This is a genomic window from Dellaglioa kimchii, from assembly GCF_046115505.1.
GTDB classification, from domain to species: domain Bacteria; phylum Bacillota; class Bacilli; order Lactobacillales; family Lactobacillaceae; genus Dellaglioa; species Dellaglioa kimchii.
The window spans coordinates 629912-651157 of sequence record NZ_CP170736.1 but is presented as its reverse complement, the minus strand read 5'-3'; the positions used below and the strand labels follow the sequence as shown (position 1 = coordinate 651157).

The window sequence follows — 21246 nt, the reverse complement described above, 5'->3', positions numbered from 1 at the left end:
ATATGACATTAAGAGGCAAACAAAAAAGATATTTACGCAGTCAGGCACATCATTTACGTCCACTTTTCCAAGTTGGAAAAGAAGGTGTATCGACTAATTGGTTGAACCAAATTCGCGAAGCAATTGAAAAACGCGAATTAATCAAAATTAACATGCTACAAAATGCAACAATTGATACAAATGAAGTTCGTATTTTTATTGAATCTAATAGTTCAATTCAAGTTGTTCAAGTGATTGGTCATACCTTGGTGCTTTATCAAGCAGCAACAGATGTCGAAAATCGAGATATCTCTGACAAAGTTAATTTACTCGCTTAATTTAAAATTTTGAGGAGGTTTTTAGCTTGACTATTCAAGTCCAAAAATTAAAAGAAATTAATTTAGTTACGAAATTTAAAACTAAACCCATTCTTGATAATACGAAAAAGCGTATTGGAATTCTCGGGGGTACGTTTAATCCGCCTCACTTAGGTCATTTAATAATTGCTGATCAAGTTTGTCAGCAGTTAGGATTAAGTGAAGTTCGATTTATGCCTGACGCAACACCACCACATGTGGATAAGAAGGAAGCAATTGATGCAAAGTATCGCCTTGATATGGTTAATCAAAGTATCGCGGATAACGATAAGTTTAAGCTAGAAGATACTGAAATTAATCGCGGTGGTATTAGCTACACCTATGACACTGTGGTTGCTTTAAAAGCAGCTCATCCGGAAAATGATTACTATTTTATTATTGGCGGCGATATGGTAGATTATTTACCGAAATGGTCTCGTATTGATGAATTAGTAAAATTAGTACATTTTGTTGGCGTTAAACGAACAGGATTTGAACAAACAAGTCAGTATCCTATACTTTGGGTTGATGTACCAACAATTGATATTAGTTCAACACAAATTCGAGATAAGATAAAAAAAGGCTGTTCAATTAATTATTTAGTACCTAAGGCAGTCTCAAATTATATTGAGAAAGAAGGGTTATATCGTGAATAATTTAGTTTATTCTAATAATCTTTTTAGTGGAACTAGAGAAGAATTAGTACAGATTTTGAAGGAAAATTTGAGTGAAAAAAGATTTCAGCATGTGCTAAATGTTGAAAAATCTGCAATTGAACTTGCTCAAAATAATAATGGTGATATTGAAAGAGCAAGTATTGCTGGACTTATTCATGATTATGCCAAGGAGCGGACAGATGACACCTTTATCAGTACAATTAAGCAAAAACATATGGATCCTGATTTATTAAATTGGGGGAATGCTATCTGGCATGGAATTGTTGGCGCAGAGTTGATACATGATGAATTAGGTATTACAGATGATAAAATTTTAACATCAATTGTGAAGCATACGACAGGGGATGTTGAGATGGAATTGTTGGATAAAATTGTCTACGTCGCTGATTTCATCGAAGAAGGTAGGACGTTCCCTGGCGTTCTTGAAGCACGAAAAAAAGCATTTGAAAGTTTGGATGCAGCTGTTGGATTTGAAACAAAACATACACTAAGTTATTTAATTAATACCAATAAAAGAGTGTATCCTAAAACAATTTTGACCTTTAATAAATGGGTCGCAGAATAGAGGAGTAATAATGAATAGTATAGAAAAATTAGAAATCGCAGTTAAGGCTGCTGACAGTAAACGTGGCGAAAAGACGGTGGCTATTGATGTCCATGAAATTAGTCTATTAGCTGATTATTTCATGGTGACACAAGCTGACTCAGCTCGCCAAGTTAAGGCTATCGTCAAAGAAATTCAAGATCAAGAAGAACTAGCAGGTGTTGAAGTCCGTCGTATTGAAGGACGTAATTCAACTAGTTGGGTTTTATTAGATTTTGGAGATTTAATTGTGCATGTATTTAAAACTGAATCACGTGAATTTTATGATCTTGAAAAATTCTGGTCTGAAGGCGCATCTGTAGATTTATCAGCATGGATTGAAGAATAATGATTTATACCACCTTTTCAAAATTGTATGATCAATTAATGGATCCTGATTTATATGATTCTTGGCAAACATTTGTCGAAACACAAGTTCCTGATAAGAAAACTGAAATTCTTGAATTAGCTTGTGGTGCAGGTCAATTAGCAATTTCTTTAACGCAATCTGGTTATTCAGTCGTTGGTTTAGATTTATCTGAAGAAATGTTATCAATTGCTGACCAACACGCACAGGATGCGAATGTATCCTTGCCTTTAGTACAAGGTGATATGATGAATTTGGAAGAGGCAGAGTTACCACAATTTGATGCGGTAACTTGTTTTGCTGACTCATTTTGTTATTTACCTGACGCTGATGCTGTAGGAAACGTTTTTAAATCAATTCATGGATTACTACAAGAAAATGGTCGATTCATTTTTGATGTTATCTCAACCTATCAAACGGATGAGATTTATCCAGGTTATATGTACAACTATCAGGATGATGATCAAGCTTTTTTGTGGTCAACATTTAAAGATGAAGAGCCACACAGTGTCGTTCATGAATTAACTTTTTTTGTCAAAAATGATACTAACGGTCAATTTGAACGTCTAACTGAGGACCATCACGAACGAACATATTCAGTTAATACGTATACTGAATTGCTAAAAAATGCTGGATTTAAGAATATTAAAATTTCGGCTGATTTTGGCACAAGTCAAGTTGATGATAAAACAACAAGACTATTTTTTGTCTGCGATAAATAGGAGTGAGTTACTTGGACACGACTGGGGTTATTGTTGAATATAATCCGTTTCATAACGGACATTTGTATCAGATTAATCAAATAAAAGAAAAGTATCCTGATACGACGATTATTGCCCTTATGAGCGGACAATTCTTACAGAGAGGTATTCCAGCTGCACTTGATAAAGAGAGCCGTACGGAGCAAGCATTGCAATCTGGTGTTGATTTAATAGTTGAGTTACCCGTTGCATTTTCTGTTCAACCGGCTGATTTGTTTGCTCAAGGTGCCATTAAATTATTGGCCGGATTAAAGATAACCAGACTTGTTTTTGGTGCTGAACATCCTGATTTGGATTTTATGACTATTGCAACTGAAATTCAAACGTTAGATAGTGAGTTTAATCAGTTTAATGAAACGTATGCCACACAATATCAGCGAGCTGTTTTTGAAAAAACTGGTGTTCAAATTAATCGGCCTAATGATTTGTTAGGTTTAGCTTATGCTGAAGCTTGCGTAGCCGAAAAAACCGAAATCCAGTTATGTCCGATTCAACGTATAGAGGCTGATTACCATGAAACGAAATTTGTTGATACTCAAAAAATTACAAGTGCAACAGCAATTAGATTAGCAGTTCAACATCAAGAATCGATTGTAGAAGTTGTTCCTAATCAAACTCGCCTTGATTCAGAAAATGAAAGATGGACCGATTGGACAGATTTTTGGCCATATCTTCGATATCAGTTGAGTCTATCAACACCAGGTCAATTATCGTCGATTTATGGCATGTCTGAGGGTATTGAGTATCGTTTGTTGCAGCAGTACGAAAAGTTGCCTGACGAGGCTAATTTTGATGATTGGGTCCAAGCCGTTAAGTCGAAACGAGTAACTTATACAAAAATCTCAAGACTAGCAACTTATATTTTGTTACAAATAAAGCAAAATGAAATTGACAAACAATATAAGCAGCCTTATTATCATGTCTTAGGGTTCTCAAAAAAAGGTCAAACGCTGCTTAATCATTTAAAAAAGGTAGTGCCATATCCTATACTAACAAAAATTAGTAAAAAGGATAAAGAGGGACTTTACCAATTAGATTATCGAGCAGGAATTATTTATGGGCTAGTTAGTCATAAAAAATCGGATCTTTTTAGAAGACCTAAACAAATTAATTAACATACTGTCAAGGATATACCATTGACAATGTTTTTAATCACAGGTATAATCATAAGCGTTGCATTAGGAGGCATATTTGCATGAAATGGTCCTTAGTTGAGTTAAAAAAACAAAGTGATGAACCACTTCAAGTTGACGAAATGTTAAACCTTTCCGAAGGATTAATGCTGCGCAACAAAACAATTACAGCTGTTTCAGAAGTCCATGTTACGGGTATTCTGTCAGCAGATCATCAAGATGTCATTGGTCATTTTAACGTTAGTTTAACAGTTGAAATGCCATCAACACGATCATTAAAGAGTGTCGATGTCCCATTAAATTTTTCAGTTGATGAATTCTATGTAGGCTATCGCGATAAAGCACTTGAACGGTTTGATAAAAATGATGTTGTAATTATTTTGGAAGAAGATATGCTCAATTTGAATTCTGTGATAGAGGATAATGTGTTATTACAGATTCCGATGCAGATACTGACTGATGATGAGAGAAAAGCAGAAGATTTACCAACCGGAGACGACTGGGAAGTTCTTACTGAAGATAAACTCGTACAGGTTAGAAAAGAAAAAGTTGATCCTCGATTTGCCTCATTACAAAATTTTTTTGATAATGATGGTTCTGAAGAGGAATAAACATAACAATACTTTTATTAAAAGTTTTGGATAATTTTAAAGGAGGTGTTTGATAATGGCAGTACCAGCACGTAAAACATCAAAAACACGTAAGAGAATGCGTCGTACGCATTACAAGTTAACTGTCCCAGGTATGAGCGCTTGCCCTAACTGTGGCGAATTAAGAAAATCACATTATGTATGTCCTAGCTGTGGTTTTTATGACGGAAAAGAAGTCGTAAAAGTAAACAACTAAATCTACATTAAGTAAAAAGCCTTAACAACCATGGTGTTAAGGCTTTTTCTGTACAAAAAAATAAGATTCAATTGAATCTTATTTTTTTTCACTAATTTTTAAACTTATAATTTTGAAGTCTGTCTCTGGATCAAAAAATTGAAAAGGTAATTTGGCCTGGCTTTCAATATAAGTTACATTTTTAGCCGGTGTTTTAACAGCCTTAAAAGTGGGAGATTTGATAGATTTAATTAAATCTATCAAATCTAGAAGTAATAACTCTGGTTTGTTACTAAGATTAGACCAGCCTGAAAATTCGGAACGATAATTTTTAAAGATTGTTTTTCTTATCGGACTGATGAAAGCATTACTACTGTCATTTTCGTAAGGAATTGACTGAGATGCGATAGTGTGCTGACTTGTGGTACTATAAATTTGAATTCGACTATCTTTTAAATCTAAAAAATCGGCCGTTAATAATTTGTCGTTAACTTGGACAACTAAGTCAAAAGTAGGGATATTGTTAGAAAATTCTGCTTTTGCGCGACTGTATAAAAAAGTATCGATGGCATAATATAATTCTTGTACTTCAACTAATTTCATATTTGAAAGACCTCCTGAAATCAGTATAACAAAAAAAGGTAAAATAGATAGGAATTTTTGATGTCTAGTGTATAATTGACGTTGAAAGTTAAATGGGTTTATTGACAAAGTCGGTAGCTGATACTTTCTTAGATTACATGGTTTTTGATTCACAAAAAATTAAAGAAATGTAGGAGGTATTATAATGGATAAAGCACAAATTGGTGTTATTGGAATGGCTGTCATGGGTAAAAATCTCGCATTGAATGCTGAGAGTCGTGGCCGTACGGTAGCTATTTATAATAGAACGGGAGCTAAAACTGAGCAAGTTATGAAAGACCACTCAGAAAAAAAATTAGTACCCAGCTACTCAATTAAGGATTTTGCAGATTCATTAGAAAAACCTAGAAGAATTATTATCATGGTAAAAGCTGGTAAACCAACTGATGCTGTTATTGCAGAACTATTACCATTTTTAGATAAAGGTGACGTTTTAATTGATGGTGGAAATACTTACTTTGAAGATACAGTACGCCGTAATGCAGAATTAGATAATTCTGGAATTAACTTTATTGGAATGGGCGTTTCAGGTGGCGAAATTGGTGCACTTGAAGGACCATCAATGATGCCAGGTGGCCAAAAAGAGGCATATGACCTTGTTGCACCAATTCTTGAGGAAATGTCAGCTAAAGCTAGCGACGGTACACCATGTGTGACTTATATCGGTCCTAACGGTGCTGGTCATTATGTTAAGATGGTTCATAATGGAATTGAATATGGTGATATGGAATTAATTTCTGAATCATATCATTTATTAAGAAATTTATTAGGTCTCTCTGTTGAAGAAGTCGCTGATATCTTCTCTGACTGGAATAAAGGTGAATTGGATAGTTACTTAATCGAAATTACTGCCGATATTTTGACACGTAAAGACGATTTAGGGACTGGTAAACCTATTGTTGATGTTATCCTCGACCGTGCTGGAAACAAAGGTACTGGTAAGTGGTCATCACAAAGTGCACTTGAATTAGGTGTTCCTCAGTCAGTTATTTCTGAATCTGTTTATGCACGTTACATTTCAGCAATGAAAGAAGAACGTGTTGAAGCAAGTAAAGTTTTACCTAAACCAGAAGTTAAATTAGGTGAATTAGATAAAAAAGAATTAATTGAAAAAATTCGTGAAGCATTATACTTTAGTAAAATTATGAGTTATGCACAAGGATTTGAACAATTACGTGTTGCCTCAGAACATTATGAATGGGATTTAAACTTTGGTGATATGGCTAAGATTTGGCGTGCTGGATGTATCATCCGTGCTCGTTTCTTACAAAATATTACTGACGCATTTGACGAAAAAGCTGATTTAAATAACATCTTATTAGATGGTTACTTTAAAGATATTGTTAAAAAATATCAAGAATCAGTTCGAGATATCGTTGGTATTGCTGTTAAAGCTGGTATTCCAGTCCCTGGATTCAGTGCAGCAATTACGTATTACGATCAATACCGTTCAGAAGTTTTACCTGCTAATTTAATTCAAGCACAACGTGATTACTTTGGCGCTCATACTTATGAACGTACTGATAAACCAGGTTCATTCCATTATACTTGGTATACTGAACAATAAAAAAGTTAATAAATATACTAAAAAAGGCCTATCTAACAACGATTTAAAAGTTGTTAGATAGGCCTTTTTTCTTTTGGTTACGTTTGAGTTAAGTATCTAAATACTGTAATAATTTTGAAGTTACTGCTATATAGATTTGAGTAATCCTTACATTGGAACGACCGAGTAGATCTCCAAGGTTATTAAAGGAGGCACCGACTCTATGTAAAACAATTTAAAATTGACAACTACAAAATCCTTAAAACTATTTATAAATTAACGTTGATATTCTAAATTTGGAGAAGTGACTTTTCCAGTTGATTTGTCAACGTCAACTTCAATCATATGAGTCTCAGTATCGAAGACAGATATAGCATATGAATGACCGGTGTCTAAAGTAGCACTCGATTTAACTTTTGGTGTCCAGCCGTTTGTTTCATTATTGAATGAGTTAAAATACTTTAAAGCAAGTGATTCAGCTTTTGATTGCGTCATCTTAGTTGATGTAGATGAACTTGTAGATTTTTCGGTGGTAGTAACGTTATTTTTCTCAGCCTCAATACTAGAAGAGCTTGCGGCAATAGAACTTTCAGCTGCGGTAATTGAAGAACTTGCAGCTGAGATGCTAGATGTTTGAGCAGCTGATTCTGATGATGCTTTACTTTCGGAAGTTGCTTTTTTTATGGACTCTTTCTTACTTGATTCCTTTTTAGCTTTTATAATACTAGATGATGCAGCCTCAGAAGATGAAGAATCCTTACTTGTATTCTTGCTGTTCCCACATGCAGTTAATGAAAGTAGTGTGATTGCAGTAATCCCGACTATTGATATTTTCGTATTCATAATACAAATTCCTCCAAAGATTTTTATAGTAAAAAGCGAGTAATGGGAATTGAACCCACTCGAAGTATCTATACGCTCGTTGGTCGATCCTTTTATAAAAAGAAGTGGTAGTTTTTACTGAAGTTAAATTATCTTAATGATTTTCTGTATCCAGCAGCTTGAGCTTCTTGTTCGCTTTGAAAGGTTATAGCATTTGTCGAACTCATATGATAACCAGCTTGACCTGGTACATGATATATTTTAGATTTTGTATTACCAATAATAGTAGCTCCACCAGTGGTAACTTGACTAGCTCCAGAATTTGTTGTGCTACGCTGAGTAGTTACGGTTTGCTTTTGTTGATTGGATGCTTTTTTAGATTGAGCTTTGGCAGCGACATTACTTGCTTGTTTAGTACTTTCAACATTTGCTTTTTCATCATTTACTTTTTGAATACTTTCTTCACGTTTATTGTTTTCAGATTCTTCTTTAACGCTTTCGGAACTTTCTTTAGCGATACTTTCGGATTCCTTTTTAGTATTTTCAGACTCTTCTTTAGCAATACTTTCGGATTCCTTTTTAGTACTTTCGGACTCTTCTTTAGCAGTGCTTTCAGATTCTTTTTTTGAACTTTCATCTGCTTGCTTTTTCTTTTCTCGCTCTTGTTTTTCTTTACTTGAATCTACTTTTGCTATATTCGTATGGTTTGCTGTCGTGCTAGAAGGTTGAGGTAATACAATAACGATAATATATGAAATAATAAAAACTAGTACGGCGTACCAAATACGATGTTTAATTTTATTATACGTGACAGGATCTTTTTTACGAGTTTGGATCATTTTTATTATGTAATAAATTATTGTTCCAAGAGACAATAAGACTATTACAGAAAAAAATCCAATAACACCAGCTCCTGCGCCAATTGCGAAAAGAGCAACTAGGGCAGCATACCAAACACGATTCTTAACTCTATTGTATGTTTCAGGTTCTTTCGTCTTGTATTGAGATCTTTTAACCGAGTAGTAAATAACGAATCCTATTGAAATAAAAAATATAAGTGCAAATAAAACATCCATAAATAATTCCTCCAAAATTTTTTTGTGGTGAAAAGCGAGTAACAGGAATTGCGCCTGTTTAAAACATCTATAGACTCGTTAAAAATTATCTCTAATAATTTGGTTAAGATGGATGTAGATTTGGGTATGTTAGTGAGTTAACTAGGTTAATTAAAATAAAGATTACGATATGAACGGTACCAGGCACCATACGGTATAAAACTGAGCCAAAGTAATTATTGAAGTAGAATAGTTACATTAATCTTTTTAAGACAGATGTGTTAACTAGGTATGCTCAGATTTTTTGACACTAGTATATCTATTTTAAGAAGGTGCAGTGATACCAATTAGAACGAGTAAAATAAATGAGATTAGGAAACTAAATAATATTAATTTTCTTGCATGATTAGTATCCTTTTTGTTAATTTTTGCGATAATAAATTTAATAACATATACCAAAAACGTGATAAAAGTAGTAATAAATAAGAGAGCGAAAAAGATACTCATGTGGAAAATCCTCCAGAAATAATATTTTTGGTGAAATATTGCGTAATTAGATTATGATGGACATACTCTATATCAATACAATTTTACTATTAAACTTTATAATAGTATATGAAAATAATTATTAGATGAACGTTATGAATATGTCACATTGGGATTAACGTTAAGACGTTAGTTTATGGATATGAAAGAAAAATTAGGCTGAAAAAATCTATTGAATCCCGAAAATATAAAGAATTATTTGTATAAAAATAGAGTGTATTTTCCCACTCTATAAAAAGGTTAATTTTTGGAGTCACTACTGTTTAGAACTAAAATAAAATCGGTTTGGATATCATCGCCTAAAACAAAATCATGTTGGCTATGTTTTGTAAAGCCTTGTTTTTCATAAAAGGAGAGGGCAGGTTTATTATGTTCCCAAACTCCCAACCAAAGTTGATCTTTTTTTAATTCTTTGGCAACCTCTTTAGATTTTTCAAATAAAAGTTGACCTAATCCCATCTTTTTGTGATTTTTACGAATGTAAATGCGTTGGATTTCTAAGCCATTCGGAAAGTCATCTTCAGTTTGTGCGTCGTTAATATTTAATTTTAAATATCCAGTTAACTCATCATTAACATGTACGAAGTAAAAGAATGCATTTGGATCATTTAATTCACTCGTTAATTGTGGTAAAGAATAAGCGGTATCCAAAAAATCTTGTAAATCTTTTGGATCGTTATCTGCAGCGAAAGTATCAGTAAAAGTTTCAATGCTAATCTTTTGTAATATTTCTAAGTCATTAATTGTGCAAAGTGTGATAATAGGTGTCATCGCTTTTTCTCCTTATATGTAATCTAAAATACTTATAGTAATAGTAGCCTAAAGCTGAAAAATAAACAAATATTAAAATAATATAGCATAATCCTTGACTCTGAGTGCACTCCAAGTGTTTAACTTAGTGTATTAAATAAAAAGGGAGCGATTGAAATGAATACAGTTACATTAAATAATGGAGTGAAAATGCCACAACTAGGTTTTGGCGTGTATCAAATTCCTTTAGAAGAAACTGCAGAGGCAGTTTATCAAGCGATTAAAGTAGGATATCGATTACTAGATACAGCGATTGCCTATGGAAATGAAGTTGAAACTGGGGAAGCTATCCAAAGAGCAATTACTGAAGGATTAGTGACACGAGAAGAGTTGTTTGTCACAACCAAATTATTTATCCAACATGTTGGTGAAGAAAAGGCGATGAAGGCAATTGATGAATCACTAGAAAGAATGCAGTTAGATTATCTAGACTTATTCTTAATTCACCAACCATACGGTGATGTATATGGTGCTTGGCGCGCTTTAGCTACCGCACAATCTGCTGGGAAAATACGTGCTATTGGGGTGTCTAACTTTGATACCGGAAAATTAATAGAATTCTCTCATATGAATGGTGTGGCTAAAGTTCAAGTTAACCAAATAGAAGTGAATCCATGGAATCAACGTTTAACGGATGAAGCCTATCATGAAAAATTAAGCATTCAAATGGAAGCATGGGCACCTTTTGCTGAAGGCCGGTTAGACTTATTTAAAAATGAAACATTGTCAAAAATTGGTAAACAATACGGTAAATCAGTTGGACAAGTTATTCTAAAATGGTTAATGCAACGTGGTATTGTAGCACTTGCTAAATCTGTGAGACCGGAACGAATGGCAGAAAATATCGACATATTTGATTTTGAATTAACAGTGGAAGACATGGCAACTATTACTGCCTTAGACAAACAAGAATCTGCCTTCTTTGATCATAATGATCCAGAAAGAGTTGAATGGTTCATGGGATTATTGTCATAAATTACCTGAAGTAAAGTTATTTTACCAAAGGTAAATAAAATAGAAGTACAAGTATATAATGGAAAAGAAACATTTGGGATAATTTTATCTAATTGAAGTGGAACCCCCTGAGTTGGAGAAAAATCTAACTCAAGGGGTTTTGTTGTGTTCTCAGTTGAAATAAAGAAAAAAACTTTAATAGTTCACCAATGAGGTAGTATAGAATAAGAGAATTCGCAACTTTTGTTTAAGACGCTAAGGTATAATTTCGATATTCTAATACCCTAACTTAACGGCACACTTAGAAAATATAATGTGGTTTGGTGGAATTATTTTGTCAGAGAATAAAACCTTTTCATATAAGGTTTTTGAAGAAGTTATTTTGAGTATGCTGAATGGAGAAATCCGTGTTAACGTTGTAAAAGAAATTGAAATGACAAAATTTATAATTGAATTATCGGTATTACTGATTAATGCTGCTGGTATCGAATAACTAATTCCAATTTTTAGTTTTCATTTTAATAAAGCGTTAATGATATATTTTTTAAAGTTAACGGTTTGTTATATTAATTTTATTACTCTTTTAGTTAATAATATATTAAAAAAACGGTTAAAAAGTGCTTGAATACCTATATGAGTTGAGCAGTGCAAAGTGTATGCAAGAATATCATTTAATGGTAGAATAAGAAAAGTAAGATATCGGTTAAAAATTGTGTGTATATGGATGAGAAAATAAAATAAAACTAACAGGAGATCATGAAAATATGAGTCGTATTCTAATAATTGAAGATGAAAAAAATTTAGCGCGCTTTGTTGAATTAGAATTACAACATGAAGGATTTGAAACTGAGGTTCATTTTGATGGGCGAACGGGTCTAGAAGCTGCTTTAAATGAAGATTGGGATTCAATTCTACTTGACTTAATGTTACCTGAATTAAATGGTCTTGAGGTTTGTCGCCGTGTACGACAAGTTAAAAATACACCAATCATTATGATGACGGCTCGTGATTCAGTTATTGATCGCGTATCTGGCTTAGACCATGGAGCAGATGATTATATTGTTAAACCATTTGCAATCGAAGAATTATTGGCGCGTTTACGTGCATTGTTACGTCGTATTGATATCGAGGGTGAACAAAATGTTGCAAAACAGACAACTGTCACTTACCGTGATTTAACAATTGAAAAAGAAAATCGTGTTGTTCGTCGTGATGAAGAAGTTATTGAGCTAACAAAACGTGAATATGAACTACTTTTAGCTTTAATGGAAAGTGTTAATGTTGTTTTAGCTAGAGATGTTTTATTAGCTAAAGTTTGGGGATATGAATCAGAAGTTGAAACAAACGTTGTGGATGTTTATATTCGTTACTTACGAAATAAAATAGATCGTAGCGGTGAAGAAAGTTATATTCAAACGGTCAGAGGAACAGGGTACGTAATGAGATCATGAGAAAAAAAATAACCCAGCATCCAAAAGAAGTAAGACGTATGTCACTTAAATGGAAATGGGCATTAGGAACGGCAATAGGTGTTTTACTTATATTTGCCGTTTTTTCTGCGCTTATTTTTCAGAGTTTTAGTGGCGTTTTATTAGATAAAGAAAAAAAAGATGTACAAGATACTTTAAGAACGGTGACGCAACAGTTAAGTCGTGAAAATCAAGACTTAACAATTTCAAGTACTGCACAACATTTAAAACCGATAAATGCAGATTCTCGACCAGATAAAGACGAAAATAACTTGTACTCAAATGCAGTAATTGTTAATTTATCAAGAGAAAATATTGCAGTAGGTGTTTATAATTTGAAGCAACAAGAAGTTTTTGCTTCAAGAAATTTAAACGTACCATTTGTTAAAAAAAATAAAATGACGTTTACTAGCCAAACAATTGATGGCGCAAATGGATATGTTGCTAGAAGAGCTATTTATTCATCTAAAACTGGCAAAAAAATTGGGTATGCGCAAGTAACTAATGCTTTAGAAAATTACCATAAAATTAGTAATAAATTAATTTTAATTTTTATTGTTTTAATTATTACGGCAACCTTTGGTAGTGCTATATTAGGGTATATCCTGGCATCTTGGTTACTGAGACCGATTGAAGTAGTGAACGAAACTATTGATATTATTAATGAAGGCGAAACACCAATTGGACATGTACGTGTCCCAGATATGCATAGAAATGATGAGTTATCTGATTTGGCGGACTTGTTTAATAGTATGCTAGATAGGATGGAGCGCTACGTTGATCAACAGCAACAATTTGTTGAAGATGTCTCACATGAGTTAAGAACCCCTGTAGCAATAATTCAAGGTCATATGGAATTGTTGAACAGGTGGGGTAAAGATGATCCGGAAGTTCTAGCGGAGTCGATTGAAGCATCTTTGCAAGAAATTAATCGTATGAAGAGTTTAGTTCAAGAAATGCTTGATTTATCAAGAGCTGAACAAGTAGAGATGACATTTAAAAATGAGTTAGTTGATGTCCGATTAGTTGTTTTACAAATTTTCAATGATTTTAAAATGATACATCCCGATTTTACGTTTATTTTAGATGAAGATTTTAATGGAGAAAGTTTGGTAAAAATATCGCATAATCACTTAGAACAAGTTTTAATTATTCTAATGGATAATGCCGTTAAATATTCAGAAACAAGAAAAGAAATTCATATTTCAGCATCAAAAGATATGAAAATGGTTCAAATTGCTATTCAAGATTTTGGTGAAGGAATTTCTAAAGATGACTTAAAAAATGTTTTTAATCGTTTCTATCGCGTTGATAAAGCTAGAAGTCGTGATAAAGGCGGTAATGGTCTTGGATTATCAATCGCACAAAAACTCATTATGGGTTATAAAGGAACATTAGTGGTAGAAAGTGTTGAGAAGCGTGGTTCAATATTCAGAATTTCGTTGCCTCTAGCTACTACTAAACCAACCGAAAAGATAAGAAGAGACTAGTGTTGAAATGCAATACAAAAATTTAGACAGTATAATTAAAAAAAGCTTACCATTCTTAGAGCAATTCTAAGAATGGTAAGCTTTTTTAAATGGTTAATCTTTATTTGCGGTTTTGTTTACCAGCATTACGATTACGATTATTTTTTGCTACATTTGAAAGATTATCTTCAACATTATCAATTGTTTGTTCCACTGTTTCTTCAACAGCATCAATTGTTGAACGTTCTCTAACAATTGGTGGGTTCTTAGCAAGTTCAGCTTGAATTTCGCGACGAATCTTAGGACGCATTAACATAATTATAAATGTTTGAACACAAGCGAAGAGGCCACCGATGAAGAAGTAGAGACCAATACCTGCTGGCGCACTCATTGTAACAAAGACCATCATAACTGGACTAGCAATTAACATTGTTTGCATTGTTTTCTTTTGTTCTGGCGGAATGCCAATTGTTGAAATGAATCCTTGACCCAAGTACACAATGAAACATAGCACAGTAAAGATAATTGATGGTGTACCTAATTTAATGCTAAAGAAGACAGCATCCTTTAATTCTGAAGAATATAAGATTGCAGCGTATAGCGCAGCAAAAATTGGCATTTGAACTAATAATGGTAGGCAGCCAATTCCGCCAGTCATGCTGACGTTGTTATCTTTATAAAGTGCCATCATTTCTTGACTGATAGCTGCTTTTTCTTCTGAACTTTTAGCATTTTTTTGTCGTTCTTGAATGACTTTTAATTGTGGTTGAATCGAACCCATTTTTTCTTGTTGAACGGTCGCTTTTTTCGATTGATTAATCATCATTGGCATAAGTGCTAAGCGAATGACGATTGAGATAACGATAATTGCTAGACCATAGTTGTTACCTAGATGGGCGGATAACCAGTCAAGCAATCCCTGAGTTGGTTTTGCTAAATAGTCGTAAACCATCCCAAAAGGATTACCATTCTTGTCTCTGCGGACGCATCCCGATAGGAACAGGACAAGCGCCATGAATATTGGGAGCATTGTTAAACGTTTAATCTTTTTCATTAATATATTTTCCCCTCTTAAAGTGACTATATCGATTACTATACTTTAAATATAGGGGGATTTCAATGGGCTATAAATAAATCGTAATTAGTAAATAACGGTAAAGGCAGTCGGCATATAATTAGTTAAGGGGGTTTCTTTATAATCAGTCACCTTACCGGCTGGTGTAGGTGAATTTTTAACTTTTTGAATAAATTTTTCTAATTGGGTATTATCTGAACTACTTGCTTTAATTGTGACACTGTCATCAAAATTATTTTGTACTGACCCGTAGATGCTTAGATCATCGGCTAATCTCTTCGTCGTATATCTGAAGCCAACACCCTGCACGCGACCAAAAACAGTTATTTGAATAGCACTCATAATGTAATCCCTCCATATTATAAAGTAGATATAGGCATTTATTGCTTTCATTATAACTGGAAAAGATGATAATGACCAACTAATGCTATTTTAAATATGCTATAATTATTTCCAATAGTAAGAGGGGTACATTTATGGAAAAAATTAATTCAACACAGAATGCTAAGATTAAATACTGGAAAAAATTACAAACTAAAAAAGGTCGTAAAAAGGAAAATAAATACCTTTTAGAAGGCTGGCATTTAGTTAAAGAAGCACTCATGGCAAACGCAAAAATTGAATATTTACTTGTTACTAATGATTTTAGATATTTTGATGAAATAGCCGATACGACAATTGAGCAAGTAGAAATCTCATCTGAAGTTAGTTTATATCTTGCTGACACGAGTACGCCACAAGGTATTTACGCGGTAACTGAGATGGAAGAAAATCAACAATTATCAGTTGACCATTTAACTGGTGGCTGGTTAATGCTAGATGGTGTTCAAGATCCAGGAAATATTGGAACAATGGTTAGAACTGCCGATGCTGCCGGTTTAACAGGTGTCATTTTTGGTGAGGGTAGTGCAGATAGTCATCATCCTAAAGTTTTACGTTCGATGCAGGGAAGCCAATTTCATGTTCAATTAGTAGATGCCGATTTAATGGAAGTTACTACCTTATTCAAAGAAAATAATATTGCTATTTATGGTTCTGAATTAAATGAAGATGCACTTAGTTATCGTGAGATTTCTGCTACAGATAATTTTGGTTTAATTATGGGAAATGAAGGTAACGGGATGCGTAATGATCTGTTAAATGAAACGGATGCTAATTTATATATTCCAATTAAAGGTCGTGCTGAATCGTTAAATGTCGCTATTGCTGCAGGTGTACTAATGTTTCATCTTAAAGCTTAATTATGATATTTGGTGAAATTATTACGATTTACTAAAGATAACTGATTGCGCTTGCAATAGGTGCTCAATCAGTTATGATGGAGATAGGAAAAAATATTTTGGGGGCGTACTAGTATATGAAAAAAGATTCGTATCTTGATGATGAATTATATATGAGTTATGTTGGAGACCTTTTGGCAAAACCAGAAGTTCAAAGATTAAGTGAATATACACAACATCATTTTTCTACTCGATTAGAACATTCAATCTCAGTTTCCTATGACAGTTATCGTATCGCTAAAAGATTACATTTAAATGCAAAAGCAACGGCAAGGGCCGGATTATTACATGATTTATTTTACTACGATTGGCGTACAACTAAATTCGATCGCGGTACACATGCTTGGATTCATCCGCGTATCGCTATTAGAAATGCAGAGAAGTTAACGACATTATCTGATTTAGAAAAAGATATCATCATGAAACATATGTGGGGTGCTACTGTTGCACCACCTAAATATCCAGAGGGATATATTGTAACCATGGTTGATAAATATGAAGCAACAAGTGAAGTTTCATCACCGTTAAAAAATAAATCAAAACATAGCTTTCAGCAATTAATTGCAATTTTAAAATAGCTTTAAAAAGGATAGGTCTTCAGGCTTATCCTTTTTGTTTTTTCGAAAACGAACCAATTTGTTTACTTTTTGTTAGTTAATGATAAAATATAGTAATAAAGTAACTGAGGAGGGGTTAATTATGCAAGTTGTTCAAGAAAAAACAAATTATGAAATGTGTCCTAAATTTGAAAAAACTTTTTCAATATTAGGCAAAAAATGGAACGGTTTAATTATTAACGTTTTATTGGATGAAGGACCTCAACGATTTAAAGAATTAGCTCAAAAGGTTGATAAATGCAGTGACCGTGTATTGGTTGAACGTTTAAAAGAACTTGAAGATACTAATATTATCTCAAGAGTCGCCATCGGTGAAACTAGTCGTAGTTTTTATGAGCTTACTGAACAAGGAAAAGACATGAAAAATATGATGGATAGCGTCCATGCATGGTCAGAAAAGTGGTATACACTTAAAGATTGCGAGTAAGACTTGACGATAGGCTTTGATACCTTTAAACTATGAATATAGAATAAAGGCTTAGACAGAAAATAGTAGATATTTTTCTTGGATTTAAAGGGATGGTTAGCTAGACTGAAACTAACCAATAAATAAAATATTGAATTCACTTCTAGAGCTGTTAATTAATGTAGGCTAACTTAAATCATGCAATTAACCGGTTAATGGCCGTTATCATTTTGAGTGTTTGGGAATTTGTATTCTCAAAAACAAGGGTGGTACCGCGAGACCTCGTCCCTTTTTAGGACGGGGTCTTTTTGTGTCTAAAATCTATCAAAACAACTAATAAAGGAGTCGATATTAATGGATTTAAAAGAGAAATTACTTGAGTTACAAGAAAAAGGCTTGAAACAAATTCGTGAATCAGAGGATCTAAAACAAATTAATGCTATTCGTGTTAATTTACTTGGAAAAAAAGGACCAATCACAGAAGTTTTAAGAGGTATGAAGGAATTATCAGCTGAAGAACGACCTAAAATTGGTAGCTTTTCTAATACCATTAAAAATGAGTTAGCTGAAGCTATTCGTGTGAAAAATGAAGAACTTGAAATTAAAATGACTGCTAAAAAGTTGGAAAAAGAAAAAATCGATGTAACGCTACCAGGTGCCCAAATTCAATTAGGGCAGCCACATGTTATTATGCAAGTGATTGAAGAATTGGAAGAGCTCTTTTTGGGTATGGGGTATCAAGTTGTTTCAGGTCCAGAAATAGAAGAAGACCATTACAATTTTGAAATGTTGAACTTACCTGCGGATCATCCCGCTCGTGATATGCAAGATACATTTTATATTACAAAAGAATTATTAATGAGAACACAAACATCACCCGTTCAAGCAAGAACAATGGAAACACATGATTTTTCAAAAGGACCATTAAAAATGGTTTCACCTGGTAAAGTTTATCGACGTGATACAGATGATGCAACGCATTCACATCAATTTCACCAGTTCGAAGGGTTAGTAATCGACAAACATATTACGATGGCTGACTTAAAGGGAACAATCGAACTAATTGCTAAAACAATTTTTGGAGAAGAACAAGAAATTCGGTTACGACCAAGTTACTTCCCATTTACGGAACCGTCAGTTGAAGTCGATGTGACCTGTTTTAAATGTGCGGGTAAAGGTTGTTCAATCTGTAAATACACAGGCTGGTTAGAAGTTTTAGGCGCTGGAATGGTACATCCTAATGTATTAAGAATGGCCGGTGTCGACCCTGAAGTATACGGTGGTTTTGCCTTTGGTTTAGGACCAGATCGTTTTGCGATGCTTAAATATAGTATCGACGATATTCGTCATTTTTATTTAAACGATAATCGATTCCTGTCACAATTTACGAAAAGAGGTTAGAGATAATGAAAGTATCTAAAAATTGGTTGAATGAATATTTAACATTAGAAATTGAACCTGAAATTATTGCTGAAAAAATAGCTCGTACAGCCGTTGAAATTGATAGCGTTGAACGTCCTTCTGAAGGACTTAAAAAAATTGTTGTCGGATATGTTGATAGTTTAGTACCACATCCAGACTCTGATCATTTAAATATCTGCCAAGTTGATGTTGGCGAAGAGTCTCTTATTCAAATTGTTTGTGGCGCACCTAACATTGCCGCAGGGCAAAAAGTTATTGTTGCCTTACCAAATTCTAGAATTGCTGATAATGTTAAAATAAAGCGTGGTAAAATGCGCGGACAAGCTTCTGAAGGTATGATCTGTGCGTTACAAGAAATTGGATTTTCAGATAGTGTTGTTCCTAAAGAATTTGTAGAAGGTATCTACGTGATGCCAGAAAATGCAATTCCTGGTGAATCAGTTTTTGATTACTTGGGTATGAATGATGATATTATTGATATTGATGTGACACCAAATCGTGCTGATATGTTAAGTATGCGTGGGGTAGCTCACGAATTATCTGCTGACTATGATGTTCCGGCAACGTTTAAGCATCCAGAATTAAAAGAAACATCTACTGAAAAAATTGAAGATTATATTTCTTTATCATTGCCTGATAAAACGTTAGCACCCACGTATTCGATGCGCGTGATTAAAGATTTAACGATTAAAGCAAGCCCAATGTGGCTACAAATTCGTCTTTGGAATGCAGGAGTCAGACCTATTAATAATGTCGTTGATGTGACTAATTATATATTAATGGATTATGGTCAACCACTCCATGCTTTTGATTACAATAAATTAGGCAGTAAAGATATTTTAGTAAGAACGGCTAATGCTGGTGAAAAGATTACAACACTAGATAGCGAAGAACGGGAATTAAAAGAAAAAGATATTGTGATTACAAATGGTAAAACACCAATTGCTATTGCTGGGACAATGGGTGGCGAATCAACACAAATAACCGACGAAACTGTGACAGTTGCGATTGAATCTGCAGTATTTAACAATTCAATGGTTAGAAAAACAGCACGCACACAGGGTATTCATAGTGAAGCCTCAATGCGATTTGAACGTGGGATTAACGTTGAAACAGTACAAGAAGCACTTGATGCAGCAGCAGAGTTAATCGCTAATTTAGGTGATGGAACAGTTGTGTCGGGTACGGCAAGTGCAAGTAAGCTAGAAGCAGAGTCAACTTTTGTTGATACAACGGTGGCACATATTAATGGTGTACTTGGGACTGAATTATCAGAATCTGAAATCACTAAATTATTTAAACAATTAGGATTTACGGTTGTAAATCGCGATGGCACTTTAAATGTTGAAGTTCCTGCAAGACGTTGGGATATTAGTATTGAAGCAGATTTAGTAGAAGAAATCGCGCGTATTTATGGATACGATAATATTCCTTCTACACTACCAACTGGCAAAATGACTCCTGGTAAATATACTTATAAACAAAAAACGATTAAACAGGCGCGTCATATTTTGGAATCAGCTGGGTTATCTGAAGTTATTAGTTATGGATTAACAACGGAAGAAAAAGCTGGTAAATTTATTTTTGAAGAAAAAGATGTTTTTACTACAAATTTAATGTTCCCAATGAGCTCAGAACGAACAACAACAAGAATGAACTTAATCAGCGGGTTATTAGATGATTTAGCGTACAATGAAGCACGAAAATCTGACAATCTTGCTTTCTATGAACAAGGAAGAGTCTTTTTCCGCAGTGAGGGCGAAGATCGACCTACTGAAATTGAACATATTGCAGGTGCAATGACAGGATTATTTAAACTTGCAAATTGGCAAAACGAAAAACAACCTGTTGATTTCTACATGATTAAAGGTGTTGTTGAACAATTATTAACACAATTAGAATTGGTTGATGATGTTAGATATGTATCTTCTGAAAGTCATGAAGATATGCATCCAGGACGAACAGCCGATATCTATTTAAAAGATGAATTAATTGGTTTTGTAGGCCAAGTACACCCTAATGCAGCTAAAGAATTTAATTTAAAGGAAACATACGTTTTTGAATTAGATCTTCAAAAATTAGTTGATGCGAAAAAAGCAGACCGATTATTTGCGCCTATTTCTAAATTTCCATCAGTTACTCGTGATGTGGCCCTCGTAGTTGCTAATGATATAGCTAACAGTGAGATTGAAGCGTTAATTAAAAAACAAGGTGGAAAGTCTTTAATTGATGTTCATTTATTTGATCTTTATCAAGGATCTCATATTGAAAATGGCATGAAATCCCTTGCTTATACGTTAACTTATCAAGATATTACAAAAACTTTGGTTGAAGAAGATGTCACAAATGATTTTAACCGTGTTATCGAAGCTTTAAAAGAGACGCTTAGGGCTGATATTCGATAATTTAGGACGCAGCTTAATAATACTTATTATTAAGCGTGAGGAGGTTA

The 21246-nt window shown here is 33.7% G+C and carries 24 protein-coding genes and 1 other annotated feature; of the genes, 18 read left to right on the top strand and 6 right to left on the bottom strand.

Translation table 11 applies throughout. From position 1 onward, the window contains the following. Positions 1–2: 2 nt before the first annotated feature. The 8 genes from yhbY (at position 3) to rpmF (ending at position 4702) form a co-directional block, all read left to right on the top strand. Positions 3–317: a ribosome assembly RNA-binding protein YhbY gene (gene yhbY, locus ACE83Q_RS03200; protein WP_409022685.1), complete on the top strand. Its 315-nt coding sequence runs from the start codon at positions 3–5 to the stop codon at positions 315–317. A 26-nt stretch (positions 318–343) separates the two neighbouring features. Further along, positions 344–991, top strand: a complete 648-nt coding sequence (locus ACE83Q_RS03195) for a nicotinate-nucleotide adenylyltransferase (RefSeq protein WP_409022684.1) — start codon at positions 344–346, stop codon at positions 989–991. Next, entirely contained in the window at positions 984–1577 is a 594-nt protein-coding gene (yqeK, locus tag ACE83Q_RS03190) for a bis(5'-nucleosyl)-tetraphosphatase (symmetrical) YqeK (RefSeq protein WP_409022683.1), read from the top strand. Before ACE83Q_RS03195 ends, yqeK begins: the two co-directional genes overlap by 8 nt. A 10-nt stretch (positions 1578–1587) precedes the next feature. Further along, positions 1588–1944: a ribosome silencing factor gene (rsfS, locus tag ACE83Q_RS03185; protein ID WP_409022682.1), complete on the top strand. Its 357-nt coding sequence runs from the start codon at positions 1588–1590 to the stop codon at positions 1942–1944. Then, on the top strand, positions 1944–2684 hold the full coding sequence (locus ACE83Q_RS03180) for a class I SAM-dependent methyltransferase (protein WP_409022681.1): 741 nt from the start codon (positions 1944–1946) through the stop codon (positions 2682–2684). Before rsfS ends, ACE83Q_RS03180 begins: the two co-directional genes overlap by 1 nt. Before the next feature lie 11 nt (positions 2685–2695). Next, positions 2696–3838 carry a nucleotidyltransferase gene (locus ACE83Q_RS03175; RefSeq protein ID WP_409022680.1) on the top strand — a complete coding sequence of 381 codons (1143 nt, stop codon included), beginning with the start codon at positions 2696–2698 and terminating at the stop codon, positions 3836–3838. Positions 3839–3918: 80 nt separating this feature from the next. Next, on the top strand, positions 3919–4467 hold the full coding sequence (locus tag ACE83Q_RS03170; protein ID WP_409022679.1) for a YceD family protein: 549 nt from the start codon (positions 3919–3921) through the stop codon (positions 4465–4467). A gap of 55 nt (positions 4468–4522) precedes the next feature. Continuing rightward, positions 4523–4702: a 50S ribosomal protein L32 gene (rpmF, locus tag ACE83Q_RS03165; RefSeq protein WP_057973392.1), complete on the top strand. Its 180-nt coding sequence runs from the start codon at positions 4523–4525 to the stop codon at positions 4700–4702. 78 nt (positions 4703–4780) lie between these two features. Here the strand turns inward: rpmF and ACE83Q_RS03160 are convergent, their stop codons facing one another. Beyond that, the gene (locus ACE83Q_RS03160) at positions 4781–5284 is read right to left on the bottom strand and encodes a hypothetical protein (protein WP_409022678.1); all 504 of its coding nucleotides are present in this window, start codon (positions 5282–5284) and stop codon (positions 4781–4783) included. Positions 5285–5468: 184 nt separating this feature from the next. On the opposite strand from ACE83Q_RS03160, the gene gndA reads away from it, so the two are divergent. Next, a complete protein-coding gene (gene gndA, locus ACE83Q_RS03155) occupies positions 5469–6890 on the top strand; it encodes an NADP-dependent phosphogluconate dehydrogenase (RefSeq protein ID WP_409022677.1) in 1422 nt (473 codons plus the stop codon). Between the two features lie 255 nt (positions 6891–7145). On the opposite strand, the gene ACE83Q_RS03150 is transcribed toward gndA, so the two are convergent. The 3 genes from ACE83Q_RS03150 to ACE83Q_RS03140 form a co-directional block, all read right to left on the bottom strand. Continuing rightward, entirely contained in the window at positions 7146–7712 is a 567-nt protein-coding gene (locus ACE83Q_RS03150) for a hypothetical protein (protein WP_409022676.1), read from the bottom strand. Between the two features lie 128 nt (positions 7713–7840). Further along, complete coding sequence (locus ACE83Q_RS03145; protein ID WP_409022675.1) at positions 7841–8767, bottom strand: hypothetical protein; 927 nt, start codon at positions 8765–8767, stop codon at positions 7841–7843. A gap of 765 nt (positions 8768–9532) precedes the next feature. Then, complete coding sequence (locus tag ACE83Q_RS03140) at positions 9533–10063, bottom strand: GNAT family N-acetyltransferase (RefSeq protein ID WP_409022674.1); 531 nt, start codon at positions 10061–10063, stop codon at positions 9533–9535. 156 nt (positions 10064–10219) lie between these two features. On the opposite strand from ACE83Q_RS03140, the gene ACE83Q_RS03135 reads away from it, so the two are divergent. The 4 genes from ACE83Q_RS03135 (at position 10220) to ACE83Q_RS03120 (ending at position 14015) form a co-directional block, all read left to right on the top strand. After that, the gene (locus ACE83Q_RS03135) at positions 10220–11077 is read left to right on the top strand and encodes an aldo/keto reductase (protein WP_409022673.1); all 858 of its coding nucleotides are present in this window, start codon (positions 10220–10222) and stop codon (positions 11075–11077) included. Positions 11078–11390: 313 nt separating this feature from the next. Further along, on the top strand, positions 11391–11549 hold the full coding sequence (locus tag ACE83Q_RS03130) for a hypothetical protein (RefSeq protein WP_409022672.1): 159 nt from the start codon (positions 11391–11393) through the stop codon (positions 11547–11549). A gap of 271 nt (positions 11550–11820) precedes the next feature. Next, the gene (locus ACE83Q_RS03125) at positions 11821–12507 is read left to right on the top strand and encodes a response regulator transcription factor (RefSeq protein ID WP_409022671.1); all 687 of its coding nucleotides are present in this window, start codon (positions 11821–11823) and stop codon (positions 12505–12507) included. Between the two features lie 38 nt (positions 12508–12545). Next, the gene (locus tag ACE83Q_RS03120; protein WP_409022670.1) at positions 12546–14015 is read left to right on the top strand and encodes an ATP-binding protein; all 1470 of its coding nucleotides are present in this window, start codon (positions 12546–12548) and stop codon (positions 14013–14015) included. A 100-nt stretch (positions 14016–14115) separates the two neighbouring features. Here the strand turns inward: ACE83Q_RS03120 and yidC are convergent, their stop codons facing one another. Both yidC and ACE83Q_RS03110 read right to left on the bottom strand, forming a co-directional pair. Beyond that, the gene (gene yidC / locus ACE83Q_RS03115; protein ID WP_409022669.1) at positions 14116–15048 is read right to left on the bottom strand and encodes a membrane protein insertase YidC; all 933 of its coding nucleotides are present in this window, start codon (positions 15046–15048) and stop codon (positions 14116–14118) included. An 87-nt stretch (positions 15049–15135) separates the two neighbouring features. Further along, positions 15136–15411 (bottom strand): acylphosphatase, encoded by a 276-nt coding sequence (locus ACE83Q_RS03110; RefSeq protein ID WP_409022668.1) that lies wholly within the window; start codon positions 15409–15411, stop codon positions 15136–15138. 134 nt (positions 15412–15545) lie between these two features. Between ACE83Q_RS03110 and ACE83Q_RS03105 the strand changes: the two genes are divergently transcribed. The 5 genes from ACE83Q_RS03105 to pheT all read left to right on the top strand — a co-directional run bounded on the left by ACE83Q_RS03105 (position 15546) and on the right by pheT (position 21199). Next, positions 15546–16310 (top strand): TrmH family RNA methyltransferase, encoded by a 765-nt coding sequence (locus tag ACE83Q_RS03105; RefSeq protein WP_409022667.1) that lies wholly within the window; start codon positions 15546–15548, stop codon positions 16308–16310. A 116-nt stretch (positions 16311–16426) separates the two neighbouring features. Further along, positions 16427–16927, top strand: coding sequence for an HD domain-containing protein (locus ACE83Q_RS03100; RefSeq protein ID WP_409022666.1), 501 nt, complete (start codon positions 16427–16429; stop codon positions 16925–16927). Between the two features lie 121 nt (positions 16928–17048). Further along, entirely contained in the window at positions 17049–17393 is a 345-nt protein-coding gene (locus ACE83Q_RS03095) for a winged helix-turn-helix transcriptional regulator (protein ID WP_409022665.1), read from the top strand. 43 nt (positions 17394–17436) lie between these two features. After that, positions 17437–17665: a binding site (T-box leader), on the top strand. Between the two features lie 61 nt (positions 17666–17726). Then, on the top strand, positions 17727–18773 hold the full coding sequence (pheS, locus tag ACE83Q_RS03090; protein WP_409022664.1) for a phenylalanine--tRNA ligase subunit alpha: 1047 nt from the start codon (positions 17727–17729) through the stop codon (positions 18771–18773). Between the two features lie 5 nt (positions 18774–18778). Further along, complete coding sequence (pheT, locus tag ACE83Q_RS03085; protein ID WP_409022663.1) at positions 18779–21199, top strand: phenylalanine--tRNA ligase subunit beta; 2421 nt, start codon at positions 18779–18781, stop codon at positions 21197–21199. Positions 21200–21246: the final 47 nt, after the last annotated feature.

Coding starts and splice junctions, on each gene's coding strand:
- yhbY (WP_409022685.1), top strand. CDS start 3: ATGACATTAAGAGGCAAACAAAAAAGATATTTACGCAGTCAGGCACAT.
- rsfS (WP_409022682.1), top strand. CDS start 1,588: ATGAATAGTATAGAAAAATTAGAAATCGCAGTTAAGGCTGCTGACAGT.
- ACE83Q_RS03180 (WP_409022681.1), top strand. CDS start 1,944: ATGATTTATACCACCTTTTCAAAATTGTATGATCAATTAATGGATCCT.
- ACE83Q_RS03170 (WP_409022679.1), top strand. CDS start 3,919: ATGAAATGGTCCTTAGTTGAGTTAAAAAAACAAAGTGATGAACCACTT.
- rpmF (WP_057973392.1), top strand. CDS start 4,523: ATGGCAGTACCAGCACGTAAAACATCAAAAACACGTAAGAGAATGCGT.
- ACE83Q_RS03160 (WP_409022678.1), bottom strand. CDS start 5,284: ATGAAATTAGTTGAAGTACAAGAATTATATTATGCCATCGATACTTTT.
- gndA (WP_409022677.1), top strand. CDS start 5,469: ATGGATAAAGCACAAATTGGTGTTATTGGAATGGCTGTCATGGGTAAA.
- ACE83Q_RS03150 (WP_409022676.1), bottom strand. CDS start 7,712: ATGAATACGAAAATATCAATAGTCGGGATTACTGCAATCACACTACTT.
- ACE83Q_RS03145 (WP_409022675.1), bottom strand. CDS start 8,767: ATGGATGTTTTATTTGCACTTATATTTTTTATTTCAATAGGATTCGTT.
- ACE83Q_RS03140 (WP_409022674.1), bottom strand. CDS start 10,063: ATGACACCTATTATCACACTTTGCACAATTAATGACTTAGAAATATTA.
- ACE83Q_RS03135 (WP_409022673.1), top strand. CDS start 10,220: ATGAATACAGTTACATTAAATAATGGAGTGAAAATGCCACAACTAGGT.
- ACE83Q_RS03125 (WP_409022671.1), top strand. CDS start 11,821: ATGAGTCGTATTCTAATAATTGAAGATGAAAAAAATTTAGCGCGCTTT.
- ACE83Q_RS03120 (WP_409022670.1), top strand. CDS start 12,546: ATGTCACTTAAATGGAAATGGGCATTAGGAACGGCAATAGGTGTTTTA.
- yidC (WP_409022669.1), bottom strand. CDS start 15,048: ATGAAAAAGATTAAACGTTTAACAATGCTCCCAATATTCATGGCGCTT.
- ACE83Q_RS03110 (WP_409022668.1), bottom strand. CDS start 15,411: ATGAGTGCTATTCAAATAACTGTTTTTGGTCGCGTGCAGGGTGTTGGC.
- ACE83Q_RS03105 (WP_409022667.1), top strand. CDS start 15,546: ATGGAAAAAATTAATTCAACACAGAATGCTAAGATTAAATACTGGAAA.
- ACE83Q_RS03100 (WP_409022666.1), top strand. CDS start 16,427: ATGAAAAAAGATTCGTATCTTGATGATGAATTATATATGAGTTATGTT.
- ACE83Q_RS03095 (WP_409022665.1), top strand. CDS start 17,049: ATGCAAGTTGTTCAAGAAAAAACAAATTATGAAATGTGTCCTAAATTT.
- pheS (WP_409022664.1), top strand. CDS start 17,727: ATGGATTTAAAAGAGAAATTACTTGAGTTACAAGAAAAAGGCTTGAAA.
- pheT (WP_409022663.1), top strand. CDS start 18,779: ATGAAAGTATCTAAAAATTGGTTGAATGAATATTTAACATTAGAAATT.